The 17,194-nt window shown below is 34.0% G+C and carries 13 protein-coding genes and 1 pseudogene; 4 read left to right on the top strand and 10 right to left on the bottom strand.

All coding sequences use genetic code 11. The features are described 5' to 3' along the window. Positions 1-98: 98 nt before the first annotated feature. The 7 genes and pseudogenes from BKP35_RS12230 to istA all read right to left on the bottom strand — a co-directional run bounded on the left by BKP35_RS12230 (position 99) and on the right by istA (position 10,033). Positions 99-1,490 (bottom strand): DUF3854 domain-containing protein, encoded by a 1,392-nt coding sequence (locus tag BKP35_RS12230; RefSeq protein WP_071313645.1) that lies wholly within the window; start codon positions 1,488-1,490, stop codon positions 99-101. Between the two features lie 296 nt (positions 1,491-1,786). Next, a complete protein-coding gene (locus BKP35_RS12235) occupies positions 1,787-2,032 on the bottom strand; it encodes a type II toxin-antitoxin system RelE/ParE family toxin (RefSeq protein ID WP_245741958.1) in 246 nt (81 codons plus the stop codon). Beyond that, entirely contained in the window at positions 2,016-2,462 is a 447-nt protein-coding gene (locus BKP35_RS12240) for an AbrB/MazE/SpoVT family DNA-binding domain-containing protein (RefSeq protein WP_071313647.1), read from the bottom strand. Before BKP35_RS12240 ends, BKP35_RS12235 begins: the two co-directional genes overlap by 17 nt. Before the next feature lie 789 nt (positions 2,463-3,251). Next, positions 3,252-4,475 carry an IS110 family RNA-guided transposase gene (locus tag BKP35_RS12245; RefSeq protein WP_071313648.1) on the bottom strand — a complete coding sequence of 408 codons (1,224 nt, stop codon included), beginning with the start codon at positions 4,473-4,475 and terminating at the stop codon, positions 3,252-3,254. A 512-nt stretch (positions 4,476-4,987) separates the two neighbouring features. Next, entirely contained in the window at positions 4,988-6,970 is a 1,983-nt protein-coding gene (locus BKP35_RS12250) for a DUF262 domain-containing protein (RefSeq protein ID WP_071313649.1), read from the bottom strand. A 728-nt stretch (positions 6,971-7,698) separates the two neighbouring features. After that, a complete protein-coding gene (gene istB, locus BKP35_RS12255) occupies positions 7,699-8,460 on the bottom strand; it encodes an IS21-like element helper ATPase IstB (protein ID WP_139192875.1) in 762 nt (253 codons plus the stop codon). A gap of 1 nt (position 8,461) precedes the next feature. Beyond that, positions 8,462-10,033 (bottom strand): annotated as a pseudogene (gene istA / locus BKP35_RS12260) (IS21 family transposase). A gap of 542 nt (positions 10,034-10,575) precedes the next feature. On the opposite strand from istA, the gene BKP35_RS20260 reads away from it, so the two are divergent. From BKP35_RS20260 to BKP35_RS12270, 4 genes are all read left to right on the top strand, one after another. Then, positions 10,576-10,722, top strand: coding sequence for a restriction endonuclease (locus BKP35_RS20260; RefSeq protein WP_084031631.1), 147 nt, complete (start codon positions 10,576-10,578; stop codon positions 10,720-10,722). A gap of 267 nt (positions 10,723-10,989) precedes the next feature. Continuing rightward, complete coding sequence (locus tag BKP35_RS19600) at positions 10,990-11,163, top strand: hypothetical protein (protein ID WP_169819216.1); 174 nt, start codon at positions 10,990-10,992, stop codon at positions 11,161-11,163. A gap of 907 nt (positions 11,164-12,070) precedes the next feature. Beyond that, complete coding sequence (locus BKP35_RS12265; RefSeq protein ID WP_071313650.1) at positions 12,071-13,210, top strand: IS110 family RNA-guided transposase; 1,140 nt, start codon at positions 12,071-12,073, stop codon at positions 13,208-13,210. A gap of 829 nt (positions 13,211-14,039) precedes the next feature. Then, positions 14,040-14,888: a hypothetical protein gene (locus BKP35_RS12270; protein ID WP_071313651.1), complete on the top strand. Its 849-nt coding sequence runs from the start codon at positions 14,040-14,042 to the stop codon at positions 14,886-14,888. 361 nt (positions 14,889-15,249) lie between these two features. Here the strand turns inward: BKP35_RS12270 and BKP35_RS12275 are convergent, their stop codons facing one another. The 3 genes from BKP35_RS12275 to BKP35_RS12280 all read right to left on the bottom strand — a co-directional run bounded on the left by BKP35_RS12275 (position 15,250) and on the right by BKP35_RS12280 (position 17,045). Next, a complete protein-coding gene (locus tag BKP35_RS12275) occupies positions 15,250-15,792 on the bottom strand; it encodes a hypothetical protein (RefSeq protein ID WP_071313652.1) in 543 nt (180 codons plus the stop codon). A 105-nt stretch (positions 15,793-15,897) separates the two neighbouring features. Next, a complete protein-coding gene (locus BKP35_RS20105; protein WP_281244226.1) occupies positions 15,898-16,023 on the bottom strand; it encodes a hypothetical protein in 126 nt (41 codons plus the stop codon). A gap of 380 nt (positions 16,024-16,403) precedes the next feature. Further along, positions 16,404-17,045 (bottom strand): M1 family aminopeptidase, encoded by a 642-nt coding sequence (locus BKP35_RS12280; RefSeq protein WP_071313653.1) that lies wholly within the window; start codon positions 17,043-17,045, stop codon positions 16,404-16,406. Between the last annotated feature and the right edge of the window lie 149 nt (positions 17,046-17,194).

A 17,194-nucleotide genomic window follows, 5' to 3' on the forward strand; every position in this document is an offset into this window, starting at 1 on the left:
CCTAAGTGTAATTTTTAGATAAGAATTATTAATTAAAGACAACAAAAAAACCGCTTTTAATAAAAAGCAGCTTCCTTTTTGTCATATAAAGTGCAACTTTACGGAATATCAATGATTTTCGGCTTGTACCCTGCATGGAATAAATCATCTATTCCTTTAGCTACATTCGACGGCCACATGGCTATAGCCACATCAATTCCTAATGGTTGCAATTCTTTTTTAGCTTCCTTCACCGCATTAAAAACGTTTAATCCTACTGTATCCTCTTTGTCTTGTGCATCTGCATCAAAGGCAATAACGATACGTTTCGGCTTTAACTGTTTTGTCGGTTCTAAGAGTAGACGCCACTGAGATACGCCAGCCACTTGTAAATGCAGCTTTTGGGTAAAATCAGAAGCTATATCACCTTTCAATGGACCTTCTCCCCACCATATTTCATCAACATTCATATGATTACGAATGTTATCTTGAAAGATATCCCAATCAGCTAATGCTTTACTTGGAACAGCCGCGTGATAAGGAAGAGGATCTCCAATCTCAGCACCATTATAGATACCTATTGATGGATTAATAGGAGATGAAAACCAACCATACTTCTGACCGAGCTTTATTGATATAGAACCTAGCTCGTTACTTATTGGAAGTTGATCACGATTTGCCTCACCAATTAATTCACCGGTACTTTTTTGGATAATACTGAAATTATTGTAATCTTTCATTTGAACAAGTAAATCGCCATCCGCTTTTATCAATTGAGGTCTTTCATCATACATAACCTGAAAACCTACAAGTTGATTATTAATATTGCGGAAAGGAATTAGCATACCTGATCGACCAACTACACTCCAATAAAGACCGTATTTACCTTTAATTTCAGCAAAGCCAGGAACACCCTCTAGATTTCCTACAGACTGTTTAATGGCTTTGGTCTTTATATACCGTTCCTTTTTATCTTGAATTATTGAACCGTATGAGCGTAAGTTAGCAGTATGAACATTAATCCTCCTAACCTCTTTAAGATGTTCTACATGCTGCTGTTGAAGTGAAAACTCCTTTAACATGACTTTGTACACCTTATTCAATTGTTCTGGAGAAGCTTTTTCAGATTCCTTAACAATTATTTCACGAGGTTTATATTCAACATTGTTAAATTCACGAGATTGACCATCTTCATATTCAATGGTAATCCCACAAAGCTCACAAACTTTCTCTACCATTTCAAAAAACTCAGAACCCTTTGGATAAGATTCTGAATAATTGATACGGTAGTAGTAATAACTAATTGCGTCACTTCCACCAGCTGTACCTGCAAAATCCTTCCAAATTCCTTTGTTTGGATTAATAGATAAGGATGGAGTACTTTCGCCTTCATTTCGATAGGTAAAATAACTTTGACCTACTCTATTGAGTTGATCACCGAGCTGTTCAGCTAAAAAAACTAAATCAACTTCTTTTGCTTTCTGAATGGTATCCTTTGATATCCTTCTCATATTCATCCTCCTAAATGTGTTTTAAGTTTTATAGAAAACAAAAAAGCCCTACGGAGGAAGACACACGTATAGCGTGTGTAATTCCACCCGTAGGGCTTAAAACTTCACTGTCAGGCTCATTGAGCAAATAAAAATAATTATAATTACATTTTATAAAATAAATAGGAAATTAGCAAGGTTACAATTACGTACGATTGTAATAGTAATAATGTTCATTGAAGTTAAACGTAAAACTTATTAAATTATTAAATTAAAGAACACAAAAGTCCCCATCAATCGAGGACTTTGGAGCATATTTAATTAACATAACGTTTTACATCGCGATAGAAGTTTTCTCGCGTGCCGAAATAAACCAATGTAACATGTTGATCATCTTCATGATAGGCATAGCAAATTCTTAATGAGACTTGTTGAAATTTAAAATCATGACTCCTAAAATCATTCAAATCTCCCTTTAACCTTGCACCAGTTAGAGGATCATTCATAATTTCACTTAGCTGATCATTAAACTCAGAATATAGTTTCTTATTTTTCTTCTCCACTTGCTTCAAAATTTTCTGCATCTTCTTGGTCGAAGAACATGTCAAGGCCATTAAAATCGTCTCCTTCACGCTCATCCGAAACCTCATCGCTTGTTATATCATTTAGGAATTCATTAATACGACCTTTCAATACTCGATTATATTCTTTAACCCTTCTTGAAAATTCATCGGCTAATTCATCTCCAGAATATCCTTCATTTATAACCTTTTGTAGTATAGCCTCAACATCTGCCTCTTGAACAGACTTTTTTATAGCGGGTTTAATCAATATTCCGTCATCTAAAAGAACTGCATGGACCGTATCTTCCATTCCTAAATAATCAAAAAAAGCCTTTGGTATCGTGAGTTGTCGTTTACTTGTTATTTTTACGTCCCTGTACTCACGAACTACTCCTAAATCGCCGAATCCCTCCAAAATATGTTTTTTCATAATTAAAATCATCCTTTTTGGCTGTCGTTTTATTCATGTTTTTTTATTTAAATCTTTGTCATTTTCTCATTTAGGCATTTTTAAATTTTCAATTTTGTTTTTAGCCTTTGTTATTTTATGATCTTCTGTTTTTGAATGTTTATCTTATAATCTTTTTTAGATTAGCCTTTTTTCTGTAATATGTTTTTTATCGAGGTTGGATGACTACTAGGAATATTAGTACAGCATTATCCTTACTAAGTAAGGATAAATCCATTTTAGCATAGTTTTTTATTATTATCAATCCTTACCTAGTAAGGAAATTATTATACTATATAAATTTAGCTTAAAATTGTTTTTATATAGACTTTTGATTAATCCATTATTCCAAACTCTAACCTAAGAAATTCGAGATTTAATACAGCAATAGTTAACACATTGTCCTCTCTTTTGTTGTGAAGTGAAGTTATGATTACAGCCACAAGAATGTACCAGATGTGCCATGTTTTTTACCTGCATTTGCCACGAAATTTACCACTCACTGTCAACGTTTTACCAATAGAAGAACATCATCAACAGTTTTGAAGTAAAAAAGCCTAATCCTCTTATACGGTGGGATTAGGCTTTCGGTTTACTCTATTCATACAATTGTGGATTATTATTTAGTGAATAATATCGTTGTACTACCATGAAAATTAACATCTTTAGTATCGATAAAAAGGCCATACTTAAGAAGACGTAGCTCATTCTTTTTAAAAAAAAGAGAGGAACGCCATATTTCAGGGGATATTATATTTGAATGGATTATTTCTAAGACGCTTCTGGTTCTATAAGTCTGACAGTATAGCCCAGACTTTCTAACCTTCGAAGTGAATGACGAACAATAGATTGTTGTTTTTGCTTATCAAAGTAATCTTCTCCTAAATCAACGTACATTTCTTTACGGGTCAATAAGTAATAAGAGATTCGTAATATCGCATGTGCAACTACAACTGCTGCCCGTTTTTTACCTTTGCGTGCTGCAGTTCGGCGATAAAGCGCTCCGAGGTAGTTTTTTGACCCTCTGATAGAATGAGCTGTTTCAATTAAGGCTGACTTTAAATATTTGTTTCCATTCCTCGTTTTAGAAGACTTTCGTTTCCCAGCACTTTCATTACTACCTGGCACCAATCCGGCCCATGAGCACATTTGAGCTGCCGTAGGAAATTGTTCTTTTATGTTCGTCCCAAGTTCTGCAAGCATTTGCTCAGCCATTCTCCTTGCAATTCCAGGGATGGAATCTAAGCGATCGATGTCCTCTTGATAGATACTTAACCTATCGGCTACTTCTTGATCTAACAAATCGATTTGTTCAGTAAGGAAATAAATATGGTTTAGAACCGTCTTTATCATGAATCGTTGATGCTCATTGATATAACCATGAAGGGCGAGTTTTAGCTCATCTTTCTTTTGTTTCATCCTTCCTTTTGCGAAATTTGCCAGCATTTCAAGGTCATCTTCGCCTTCAGCGATGGCGCGAAGCATATCACGGGAAGACTTTCCCATAACATCCGAAACAACAGAACCAAGTTTGATATTAGCGCCTTCTAATACTTTCTGAATCCGGTTATGTTGTCTGGCACGTTCTTCAATAATGCTCCTACGGTAACGAACGAGTTCACGCAATTCTCGTTGATTTCGGTCTGGGATAAAACTGGCTTTTAGTAAGCCATGACGAAGTAGTTTTGCGATCCATTCAGCATCTTTTACATCAGTTTTTCGTCCAGGAACGGACTTAATATGTTGAGCATTCACTACAAGAAACTCAATATCCTCGGCTTCAAGTAAGTTGACAATAGGTTTCCAGTAAACACCTGTACTTTCCATTGCCACATGAGTGCACTTATGTTCCTTGATCCAGTCAATTAACTGAATTAGGAATGAGGTTTTTGTTGAAAAAGTCTTAATCTCCTTTCCTTCTGGTGTGATGACGCATGCAGTAATGTTGTCTTTATGGACATCCATACCACAGGCTCTCTCGATGATGATATCCATTGAAAACATCCTTTCTACGGCAAATAATATTAGAGGCTGGTGCAATAACCAGAATAGGATTAATCTACCATGAGTGCTTCCCGTAAGGGAGCAACAGTCATTGGTGCACCATGATCGAAGGAGTCAGACTGCGCAAAGGGCTCTAACGCACCACAGTATATCGACCTTCCTCAGCCAGCCGTAAAATCAGTATGGACAAAGTGAACTTATTTTCATTCTCGGTGGTGTATTTTTGGTTTTAAAATACATGGGTGACTGTGCAGCAAACCAATGTTTATTTTATCAACTTTTCAGGATAGCTCCCAATTGTTGAACAATTATCGATACTTAACTTGTAATATTGTTTCTAAATGAGGTTTTTTGTGACTGATTGTACTTAATATAAAATATACGTTATTTACTTTCATCTAAGCTGCAAAAAACGATAGTTAGTTTTTATTAGTAAAAAAACAAGCGTCAAAAAGCGCACACCAGCAAATGTGATTTTTTGACGCTTACTTTAGAAATAACACTTACATAATTTCTGCAAGTTTCATACCTTCAAATTCCCAATACTGTGCACCTTGATAAGCTCCAGATGAATTCACGGTCCCTTTTCTTGTTTCTATCTCTCGAGTCAGGGGGGATAATCGCCATCTCTTTTCTTCAAATTCAACTTCTTTATCTGCAACGACTTTAACAACAATAGACTTATCTGAAATATAATTAATTTCCTCTCCGATAAGTTGTAATTCTAAAAATGATAAGCCCCTACTACTTTTTTGAGCATAATTATTTTTATATCTCATTTCTTCTGGAATAGGCAAAATTTCCTTAAGGATAAATTCGATTATCCACGTTCCTCTTTTTTGTATACTATTCTTATTCCATATTGAACGATTAACTATATTATTTTTAGCAATTTGTAATCCAGCACTGTTATTATAAATTTCTTTTTTCTCTGAAAAGGATTTATTTCCAAGCTCTTGATTGTGACGAATTAAAGTTAAATTTCCAATGTTGTTCAAATATTCCTGATGTATATTTTCAAAATCAACTCCAAGATCTTCTTTCCAATTGCTGTTTAAGGTTTGAGGCATAATATGCTCCATTTGCAATGTCATATCAATCTTATTTGGTCGATATTTTGTAATTTTTTCTTCGACTAATGACAAAATGAACTTAGCATGCTTATAGTTGTAAAAATTCATCACCTTAAGCTCATTAGATATTTCGTTGTCATTCGGTAAACGCATTGAATTATCTTGACTTGCTAAAATTTCAAACATGATACGTTTTTTATCTGGATTGCCGACAATTTTATTTGTTTCTTTAACAAGTGACGGAAAATTTTTATTTTCTCCTTGTGTTAATTTTAAAATTCTACGCCTGATAAAATACACTATTAACCCATCTAAAACATTAATAATATCTTGTTCATTTAGTTTTTCGGATTTCCAATTATCTAATAAATCAAGAAGAAATGAATAGACTGTCGTTACAGCTATTGTACGTAAATCATCTAACTTCTGATCAATTTTAGAACTACCACTCGATTTTCCTAATACGATATAAGAATAATAATCTGAATATGTATTCAATTCCTTTAATAAAGTTTCAACTTTAGCATTTTTAAACAAATACTTAAAGTCAGCATATAATTCCTTATAATTTGTTTCCGTAGCTTTTTTGAAAGCTTTCTCAGCTTTTAATTGCATAAAGTCTCGTATAAAATTAGATACTTGTTCTGGCAATTGCTTTTCAATATGTAACCAGTAATCTTTATATAATTTTTCTTGAACATCCGCTTCTATCCCAAGCAATAAATAGTTACGAACTAAATCTGCTAAAGATAACGGTTTTCCCAAAGAGTTCATAGACTCAAAAACTTCCTGAGGATTTTCCCAACTATTTTTTGTGGGTTGTAATTGAATAGTAACAATACTAAACCTATCAAGACCTTCTGATACCAAATCTAAAAGCGCTATCTCATCTTCTTTTTTCAATTTTTTGAGTTCATTTACAAAAAAAGCGTAGTTTTGATAAACAGCAGATTTTTTATTCTCCTCCGTCAAATTACTATTTAGAATAATATTAAGGTACGCTTGCCAGTCAGTTTCTACTTGTTTTAGTTTGATTTTATGCTCTGTTTCGTCAGTAACATTCTTATTTGTTAAATATTTATCATCAATAATATTTTTAGTCTTTTCTTCATCAACCACATCACGGATAGCCACTAAAAATAACATTGTCGTTGTAATACGCTGTTGTCCGTCTGTTAATACTAGTTTACTAGGTTCGCCAAATACTGCGTCATTCTCTACGTATACAATTGTTCCAAAAAAGTGTTCAGAGTACTTGCCATTAATATTGCTGATTGCTGTTTTTTTAATATCATTAAAAAATACCTCACATTGGCTTTTATCCCACTCGTAATTTCTTTGGTATGGTGGAATAAAAAACGTCACATCGTTATTTGACAAAAGATTTAATAGGTAACTTTCTGATGCTTTCATTATAACTCCCTCCCAATTATTTGTTTTTAAATAGTTAATCTTATAAAATGAAAATTAGAAACTTTCTAAATGGCTACCATTTTCCCCTTTAATCTACTATACCAATTTTTTGAAAAAATTAACAACTATACTTTACTTCACTAAAATGCAAATCTCCAAATGAAAGTAAACAATAATCAATAGGCGTCGTCACATCATCTAAACAATCTACATGGTTTCCATGTTGATCATTCCGTGAACGATGTTCCTTACTATGGTGAAATTTAATAAAGGGTGCCTTTTTAGAGCTAACTTTTGGAAGATATTATTTTTATTACGCTCCCCTCTTTCCAGGAAGATCTTTCCACTATATACTCAGGAGATTTGTCTTTAATAATATTAATCGCCCTACCTCGAACTTCTGATCGAGTTATTTCATCTTATTCACCAAATTAGCATTTTGTAAATAATAAAATTTATATAAAACCGATAAACTAACATAGGTAGGAGACGGAATTTGGAGTATTGCCATAAAGGGTTTAATTGTCCCACATAACTACTGGTAAGTTTAAGTGCATTACTTCACCAGTTCCTCTAAAAATAAAGACCTCATTACATAATATAGGTCTACTAAGTATTATAAGTTACCCCACAATTGGCCTTTAATTGTCAAAAGGTGCACCCTTGTAACCGTCAAGTAGTTTTGAACAAATTTCGCTCATTAATTTTGAACACATTTGCTCATTAATTTATACACTTTTTGCTTGAAATAGAGATTCTCTATATTTAATACGATGACTTGCTCCATCAAAATGAATAACTTCTGAGCGGTGGAGAAGGCGATCTAAAATCGCCGTAGTGATACCTTGATCTCCTAGTAAGTCTCCCCACTCTTCTGGCCCTTTATTTGATGTGAGTATAATCGAACTTCTTTCATAAAGGTGATTTATTAAATGAAAAAATAGATTTGCCTCATTTTGATCCATGGCCATATACATTAAGTCATCAATGATAACCAGATCTGCTTCTTTAATGCGTTTCATTCTTAGTTGTGACTTGCGAAGGAATTCCTCTGTCTTGAGTAAAGGTACTAGTTCCCCCATAGAAATAAAAGAAACACGGTGGCCTCTATGAACGGCTTCTAAACCTAACCCTATTGAAATATGAGTCTTCCCAACTCCTGGAGGGCCTAAAAATACTAGATTAAAAGATTCTTCTAACCAAGAAAGCTCTTGTAACTGCTTCAATTGTCTTGTACTAAGTGAAGGTAGTTCCTTTAGATTGAACTCTTCTAGGCTCTTTTCGTAAGGGAACTTTGCCCATTTTAAGTGTTTTTCTATCATTTTTTCTTCACGTCGTTTTTCTTCATAAGTGAGCAGTTCACGTAAAAATTCTTGATACGTCCATGAATTGGCCTCTGCCTTCCTTAAAAAACTAGTTAGCTCCTTTGAGGTCTCTGACATCCTTAAATGATGAAGTTGCCTTTGTAAACTTTCAACGGATAACTCCAACTCAGACACCTCCTAGAATTTTGAGGTAACCATCTAATTCTCTCAACACTGCTTTTTCTTTCCAATGACTGGAGGCATGTTCATTTATGAAAGTAATGTCAGATGGTATTGAGCTTTCATACCCTTGAATTCTAGCTAAATGGCTCACGACGTCATAAAAATCATTCGCACTCCATAATTTCTGCTTAATACAAACATCCAAGGCTGATTGAATAAATGGTTGGAAATCCTTCACTGCCCGTTGAAGAATCTGTAGTTGATCCCGCATGTACCTTGGATAACGCTCTAAAATTTATTCTAAAAAAACATGAATCTTTTCCTTGTCTTCAAATGGCATCTTTACTGTTTCTATGAAGGCTTTAATTCCTGTGGAACGATCCCTGGAATGATCTCTATTTTTTATTAACTGCCCTTTCCCCCTCGAAAGAGGATGAATAGCTAACGTAACACCGCCAGGTGTCTTTTCAATAATAAGCTCGTCCCGCTCCGTTCGAACATAAACTGTGTTATCACCTTGAGGTTTATGAGTTCCTAATGGAACAGAATAGCGATTAGATTGATACTTAATGATATTGTCCTTATGCACAGTTCTTGTTATACTTAATCCATGGTTACTCTCGAAAGAGAGTAGGGAAGAGACTTTTCGTAAGTGTGGCTTTTCGAGGGCAAATACTTCGACAGGTCTCTTTTTTGTTGTATTGTGGACTTGATAATTCCCCTTCCTTTCTAACCAAGCTAAGCATTGCTCGTTCCATGTTTCTATTTGATGAAACACTCGATTCTTTGCAAAGTTCCTTTTAATAAACTTAACCACATTTTCTACTTTTCCCTTTGATTCTGGATCTGCTGCTCTACATAAATAGATTCGAAATCCTCTCTGCTGTCTGTATGATTGAAATTCCTCCGTATATATAATATCTCCGCCATTTTCACTAACAGTCATTAATTTATCCTGATCATATACGATCTCCTCTGTTATTCCACCGTAATAGTCAAACGCATTTTCATGAGAACGTAAAACATCACGGGTAGTAAAAGGACGATCCTGCCACTCTGCATATTTAAAACGTGAGTGGGAGAGTACAAAAGCAATGACATATATTTTTATCACCTTCCCCTCATAAGTCTTTATTCGCATTTCTCCAAAGTCTACTTGTATTTGTTTTCCTTTTGGTAGTTCTTCAACAGCTTCATAACTACGGAAGTTGACAGTTTTAGGAATATGGTACTTTTCCCGTAGCTCTCTTACATAAGTTCGAACAGTACTTTCACCAATGTCTTTAAATGAGCACCGTTCTTCTAGCCAATCGGAAATTTGAGAAGCTGATAAATCCGGATGCTCCTTTAGCCATCCTAAGATTTGATCCTGGTAAGGATCTAGTTTCCGTTTTCTTGTTTTCAAATCATCCACCCACTCATAAGCATCTTTTAGATCCATCTCTAGATAGGCATATACTGTATTTCTCGAAAGACTGCATTTCCTTGCAATTGCAGAGACGTTAAACCCCTGCTTTTTCAATTGATAAACTTCCACAATCAATTCTATTTTCAGCACCTTCCCGACCCCCAACATACAGTTAATTTTATACTTTCTAAGTTTAACTGAAAGGAGGAATTTTGGAGCAGAAAGTGTTCAATTCTATCGAGCGAAAACTGTTAACTTTAGTTTAGCAGTTACATGAACTAGATAACGATTGGAATGGGGAAGGAAAAGATTTGGAAAGACGCTACTGCAAGAGTGGAGGTATTAAATTTAAAAATAAATTTTTCTTTAAAAGTCAATCGCTTTTTAGATTAACTAAAAAAGAGCACGGATGCGTAAAAGGCAAATAAACAATAAAAGTATCCTTCCCCTTATTCGTCGACCAAACGCACAGGGTAGGTTACTTTTATTGACTCAAAGCGACATAGAGAAAGATCTATTTTGTCACATTTGTTTAAATTCCCCAATCTCACAGATACTATTTTTCATTTTTCTCCAAGTTTTTTTACAATGATTGCAGATTTACTATAACGCTTCAGCCCTTAAAGATTTAGTTGGCGAGAAATGGATTTACCCCTAATCTGCTCGCCGTTAATTGTTTGGCGGTTTAGAATTCGTACATTTCTTAAACCATTTATCGAGGTAAAGGATACAAAGCAGAGGTCCCCCAGGGAAGCGATGACTATGGCGCAGATCTAATTCTTTCTCGTAAAAGAAAAAAGACGGTCGTACAAGCTAAATGCTATAGTTCAAATATTGGCGATTCCGCCATTCAATAAGTAGTCGTAGCTATTGCGATTCCTTATTATCGCGCCAAAACGCAATAGTTGTAACAAACCAATATTATACGATGCAAGCAAAGAAACTAGCGGAGGTTAAACGCGTACAACTGATCGATCCAAAATTATAACGAGGTTTTTAAATGAGTAGTCCAAAAATAAATAAAAATCTGTCCGTTAATACTCACCCCATCCTTTCTTGCGAAATTATCTGATATAATTAATACAATACAATAAAAAACATTAATAAGTAGGGGATGATGTTATTTGCGAAAAGAACAAATCAAGGCAAAACCTTTTTTATCTGTCGAAGATTTTCTAATAAACTTAGAAGCACAAGGCGTAGTGATCGTTCCTGCCACAACTGCCGTTCAACAATATAGCGGAATGTTCGGCATAAAAAGAAAGAAGCGATCTTCAAAAACTGTTAGCTCACGATAGTTGACATACCTTTATTTTACTATCCTTTTACTGCTGCTCAATACTGAAAACGAAAGTGTCACTTCTTCTGTTCCAGTAACGACTATCTTAACCTATGGCAGTTTAGTTAAACTATTTCCCCAAGAAACCTACCCTACCACAGAAAAATCAGACAAGAACAGAATTCCATAAACCAGTACCTGCCACTAATATAAATGCAATGAAAAAAAATATTGAAATTCCCATTCCATTAGAGACCTACGCAAAAGTCCCCCTTTTTTACTATCTCACGTCGTTAACGCAATAAGAACCGAGCTTCTATTAGCTGGTTTACTTGAATAAAATTGAACCTTTAAATCCATGCCTTTTGCTTGCTAATAGCTTGGTACTCGGTAGGAGAAGATCTTTATAGTCGTAATGATTTAAGAGAAAAATTCTTACCCAACCAAATTGACCTTCAAATGCTTTCAGACGAGCAACAAAGGCAATTGAAAGAACAAAATTGATGCTGGTGATGGCGTTTTAGAAAACTTCCGCAACGTTACTTATAACAATGAAATTATTCAACGTAATCTAGTTAAAGATGTAAGAGACACGAAAGGCATAGGAAACCTATTACATAAGATTTTCAGTTCATTCCCTATTGTTTTTAGTACACAAAATTAGTACACAAAACATCCATGAGCGCTCGCTCTCAACCCAGGAATGAAAATAAGTTTTCTTTACCATAATGTAGATACCACAAACAATGAGTATATGACGTAGCTTTTAATGGTGGTCTGACCCTGTACACAAAACTGTTGGAGTGAATTTGGTGCACAACCCATTGTTAGCTCTTTCTACGAAAGGTGACTACGAACAGAAAAATGTTTAATTTCAAATTCACTCCATTGTTTGTGGAATATTTCATTAAGGATGGTTAAGAGGATTGGAGACATTATTTAAACGTTGTGCTGGTTTGGATGTTCATTCCCAGTCGATTGTTGTTTGTACTCTTTTAGAAGATGATAGTGGTCAACTATCAAAAGAGGTTGAAACTTTCCCTACGTTAACCAAAGATTTATTTAGGTTACTCAAATGGTTAGAGGAAAGAGAAGTAACCCATATCGCAATGGAAAGTACAGGAATCTACTGGAAACCAGTCTACAATATTTTAGAGGACTATTTCGATATTACACTTGCTAATGCCCAACGAATTAAAAATGTTCCTGGTCGAAAAACGGATGTTTCTGATGCAGAGTGGATAGCTAAGTTACTTCGTCACGGGTTAGTCGAAAAAAGCTTTGTTCCCCCAGAAGATATTCGGGTGCTGCGCGATTTAACTCGTCTTCGGAAGAAGTGGGTTGGACAAATGACTTCGGAAAAAAATCGTATCCAAAAAGTGTTGGAGGCTTCAAATATTAAATTAAGTACGATCATTTCCGATGTGTTCGGCGCTTCAGGAAGAAGGTTATTAGAAAAGTTAATCTCTGAAGGATATGTGGATGAAACTGAGGTAGAAAAACGAATTCATGGTCGAATGGCTCACAAAAAGAAACAAATCACAGATTCATTATTTGGTACTCTTACTGAACATCAAATTTTCCTTATTAAGCAATCTTGGCTACACATTACTTATTTAGAAGAACTCATTTCTGATATTGAAAAGAGGATTGACCAACTTTTAGAAGAGTATCAAACAGAAGTTGAGTTACTCATGACCATGCCTGGAATTAAAAAAGAGACAGCTTCTGTTATTATTGCTGAAATAGGAGCTGATATGGCGCAATTTCCAACCTCTAAACATCTTGCTTCATGGGCAGGATTATCACCAGGAAATCATGAGAGTGCTGGAAAAAGGAAAAGCACGCGGAGTACCAAAGGAAATCCACATATCAAATCGGCATTATGTGAAGCCGCATGGGCAGTATCAAGGAGTCGAAACAAAAGGTTATCTATCAAGTATTGGTCTTTAGCGTCACGTAGGGGAAAGAAAAAAGCACTCGTTGCCATTGGACATCGAATGCTCACCATTGTCTATCACATGCTGCTTAACAAAGAACCCTACCACGAGTTACCCGCAAATTAGCAGTATAGACAAGTAATAGAAAAGTTATGCGAGAAACCAAAAATTTTGGTAGCTCTGCTTTCCTATTGCCTTATTTAAAGTATTAATAGCATTAACAGTTTATGAGGTGCATAAACCAAGAATTTATTTTCACAGAAAAAGGCGTACCAAAAACACAAGGAATATTCCTCGAAATTTAGATACGCCTATATGTTCGTTTAATATATTTGACACACTTAAATTGTGTGAACAAAACTTTTTAAAAGATCAACTAAAACTATCACTTGATAGTAACCATGCCTAACTTCTTTCTGCTCAATAAAAATTATTGGGAAAGTACAAAGGCGCTTAACCATCACAACTAGCGGATGTTTATTAAACAGTGACCGTTTCATCATTATGAAGATTTATAGCGGTGTTTCCATTGCTGCAAAACCAGCTTCTTTCTGCTCACTTTTGACAGTGGGAAAGTACAAGGTAAAAAAGAAAAGGATAATAGAATATAAGTCTATTATAAACTTATTTACTATAAGCTTTCAAGGTCGATCCATTAAAATTGTTGATATCTTCTTACAATAAAAACATCTGAATTCAACGAATTATCAATATATTTATGCCTTTGTATAAGAATTTGAGGAAAATTAAGTTTTCTTATAATATATTACCACTTAGTAGATGTTAGATAGTTTTACTATATTTGTTAAAAGATAACAACTTACATATTGTTAATAACAACGAAATTAGTTTTAGTTGATATTTAATGCAACTAAAAGGTAATTAAGGGGGAGAATGTTGTCTACCACTGCATTAATTAATAAAAAAATTCAAGAAAAAAAGGGAGAGTGATAGAATGAGAAAGTATATTTCTACTTTAATTTGTTTTACATTATTATTCGCATTTGTGATTTACCCTTTCAATACAGCTGAAGCTTCAAAAAAGGAAAGTGAAAATGTAATTAATAGTGAATATCCTGTTTTTGATTTTGAAAATGGTGACGAAATAGGAATAACTTATATTACTTTGAAAGTGAAAACTGACAAAGTAAAAAAGGGTGAACATAAAGGAAAAACAATCTTTACGATAACTAACGAAACTATAACAACTTATTTTGATGGGACAGAATCGGTAATTAGAGAAACAGTGGATGAAATTATACAATTGAATAATGATGAGGCTCTAGTAAACGATGAGCTAGTGGATCTTAATGCACCAATCGCAACTATTGAACAAATGAATATGCCATCGATAATGGGCGGTGTCTCTTACCTTACTAGTTACTCTGACAATTCTGTTAATAAACTAACGACTATGACATCATATGAAAGAGTAAAGAGTTTTTGGAGCGAAGAAATTTGTATATTTTTAGATCCAGGTTGCGGTGGAGGAAGCAAGTTATCCAAAAATGCATACACTAGCGGTTGGCAGAGCAATAATATTAAATGGTTTAAATCATACGCTGACCAAGTAGCATCGGCAAGATCAACAATTAACTATAATGTACCATTACTAATGGCTGCGTTAGGATTAACTGTTTTAACATTAGGTAGTGTTTTAGGGGCTCTCGGTAGCGGTATAGCTGCTGCTTCATTCGCTGCAAATATTTATGGGGCTTATCAAGATGGCAGTAGTGCAGTTAGTAACGCTTACACAACACTAAAGGATGATATAGTGAATGAGGGTTCAACTTCACCTCGTTAAATGCTATAATTTATGAACGAATTACACATTAAGAAGGGTATGGATTACATGGATCTATTCTTATTTATACTTAAAAATTTATTTTCTTTCGTATTCCCTTTAATTTTTATCTATGTAATGTTAAAAGAAAGTTATAAAGGGAAAAGAACTCCTTTCTATATTCTACTTGTAATTTGGTTCTTTCATTTGTATGGAATGTATATTAGATAATTTGAGAAATTTAAAATGGGATGCGACATAATTAGTTCGCTTCCTTTATTACTTTAAATGTCAATTATCTCTTTTAATAATCAAATTTGTATTTAACTAGAAAAACCTTCCTTTTCAACGTAAATAACGAAGAAAAGAAGGTTTATAAATATTATAGATTATTAAAAACGTTTACTATCATTACACCCATGAAAAAATTATACGCTAATATAAATATAATGGACATTATAAACCATTTATCCTTTACTTTCTCAACTCTTGATGACAGGATTGTTTCAATAAATAATAAAGAAGGAACAACCAGCCCTATTCCTATTAATGTCCATAATTCAAGTGTGTTTAAAAAATGTTCCTCAATCTTTGAGATTGCAATTAAAATAGTGTACGGAATTAATGTCGCAGCTACAACAGCTCTTATTAATTTTAACACGTTTACCATATTTTTAATACTTTTTTCATTTTCTGGTGTCATTTGATCACTTCTAATAAACTTTCCTTCATGATCAAATATTGTTACAGATTTAGAATCTTTATTTATAGCATAATAGTATGTTTCTCCGTTAGATAGGGTAAATTTACCTTTATCAATACCCCGTATAAAATTTTTGTCTAGTAGTTCACCAGTAAAATATTCAATCTTAGGTACTTGACCAACAATTTTAGTTAGGTGCTTTTCAATTAATTCTTGTTTCATTTTGTAATTCCTCCCTAGTTTAGTTCAACTACTTGTAAAAGTAGTTCTAATCGTTTCTTTTTCGTTAATTTCTCGTTACTACTTATTAATGATTTTGGTCTTAAATCAACTAGAAATTTTGCTTTCTACCATTCTCATAATCCGTTCATCTACTTTAGGATAACGGGTTGGCATTTGTTTTAACATAGTTACTGTAAAACTTGTTACATATGGGTATTTTTCTTCTTTCATTTTCTGTTTAGATCTTCGATTACTCTAGTTTTCAAATCAGGTATAGGTAACTCCTCAAAAATCCCTAATAATACATTTAGTATGATTACAGCCACAAGAATGTATAAGATGTGCCATGTTTTTTTACCAGCAGTTGCCACGAAATTTACCACTCACTTTCAACGTGTTTACCAATAAAAGAACATCAACAGTTTTGAAGTGAAAAAGCCTAATCCTCTTATACCGTGGGTAGGCTTTCGGTTTACTCTATCGAAACAATTGTGGATTATTATTTTAGTGAATAGTATCGTTGTACTGTGCAACAAGCGGCACTGTTCTTTTTCATATTTCTTGTTCAACATAAGCCTTCTTTAGTGCAACAAGTTGGGATTCGCTAAAAATCATTCAAGTGTCAACCATTCCTTAAAAAATGATTCATCTTCTAAATTAAAATAGTGTTTTGTAAATCTTACGAACTCTTTAGTATCTATTTCTTTATATTGATAATAATTATAATAAGTCTTTAAGAACTTTTCTGCTTCCTTTATTCCACCTCTTTGTTCAAATAATTTCCACAACATCGTACCCGATTTTCCATAAGTATAGGAACTCATATTTTCATCGTATTTATCTAGTGGCAAATTAACTGGAATTGATTCCAGTTGTTCTAATTGCTTGTCCATCGAATCATATGGAACCTCTTGATTTTCACTAGAAAAAAGATATAGGCTAGTTGAAAAACTTGCTAAACCTTCATCCAACCAAGCATCGTTAAATGGGTCATTACTAATAACGCCGTAAAACCATTGATGGGATAATTCGTGAATTACCATATTTTTCAGAGCATCAGGATTCACAGGACCACTACCGTATATGGAGCTAGCTGTAACAATACCTGGATATTCCATCCCTAATTCATCCAGAATAATGTCTAGTTGACCAAATGGATAGGGACCAATATTCTCCTCGAAATATCCCAACGCATCAGAAGCAACCTCACTAATTTCTTTATATAATTCTTCTTTCTCTTCAAATCCAAACACTCGAACAGTTACTTCTCCTTCCCTCCCTCTATAAATATTGATATACCAACGGTTTGAGCCGTTGGAGAAGTACCAAAAAAATATTTTTCGACACGACCTCTAACATTATTTTTATAATATGTGAAACTATGCCAATTGGTGGGTACGCT

Origin of the sequence: Anaerobacillus arseniciselenatis (assembly GCF_001865995.1) — a bacterium.
Taxonomy (GTDB): domain Bacteria; phylum Bacillota; class Bacilli; order Bacillales; family Anaerobacillaceae; genus Anaerobacillus; species Anaerobacillus arseniciselenatis.

Coding starts and splice junctions, on each gene's coding strand:
- BKP35_RS12245 (WP_071313648.1), bottom strand. CDS start 4,475: ATGGATATCATCATCGAGAGAGCCTGTGGTATGGATGTCCATAAAGAC.
- BKP35_RS12275 (WP_071313652.1), bottom strand. CDS start 15,792: ATGAAACAAGAATTAATTGAAAAGCACCTAACTAAAATTGTTGGTCAA.
- BKP35_RS12240 (WP_071313647.1), bottom strand. CDS start 2,462: ATGAAAAAACATATTTTGGAGGGATTCGGCGATTTAGGAGTAGTTCGT.
- BKP35_RS20105 (WP_281244226.1), bottom strand. CDS start 16,023: ATGAAAGAAGAAAAATACCCATATGTAACAAGTTTTACAGTAACTATG.
- BKP35_RS12250 (WP_071313649.1), bottom strand. CDS start 6,970: ATGAAAGCATCAGAAAGTTACCTATTAAATCTTTTGTCAAATAACGAT.
- BKP35_RS12270 (WP_071313651.1), top strand. CDS start 14,040: ATGAGAAAGTATATTTCTACTTTAATTTGTTTTACATTATTATTCGCA.
- BKP35_RS12230 (WP_071313645.1), bottom strand. CDS start 1,490: ATGAGAAGGATATCAAAGGATACCATTCAGAAAGCAAAAGAAGTTGAT.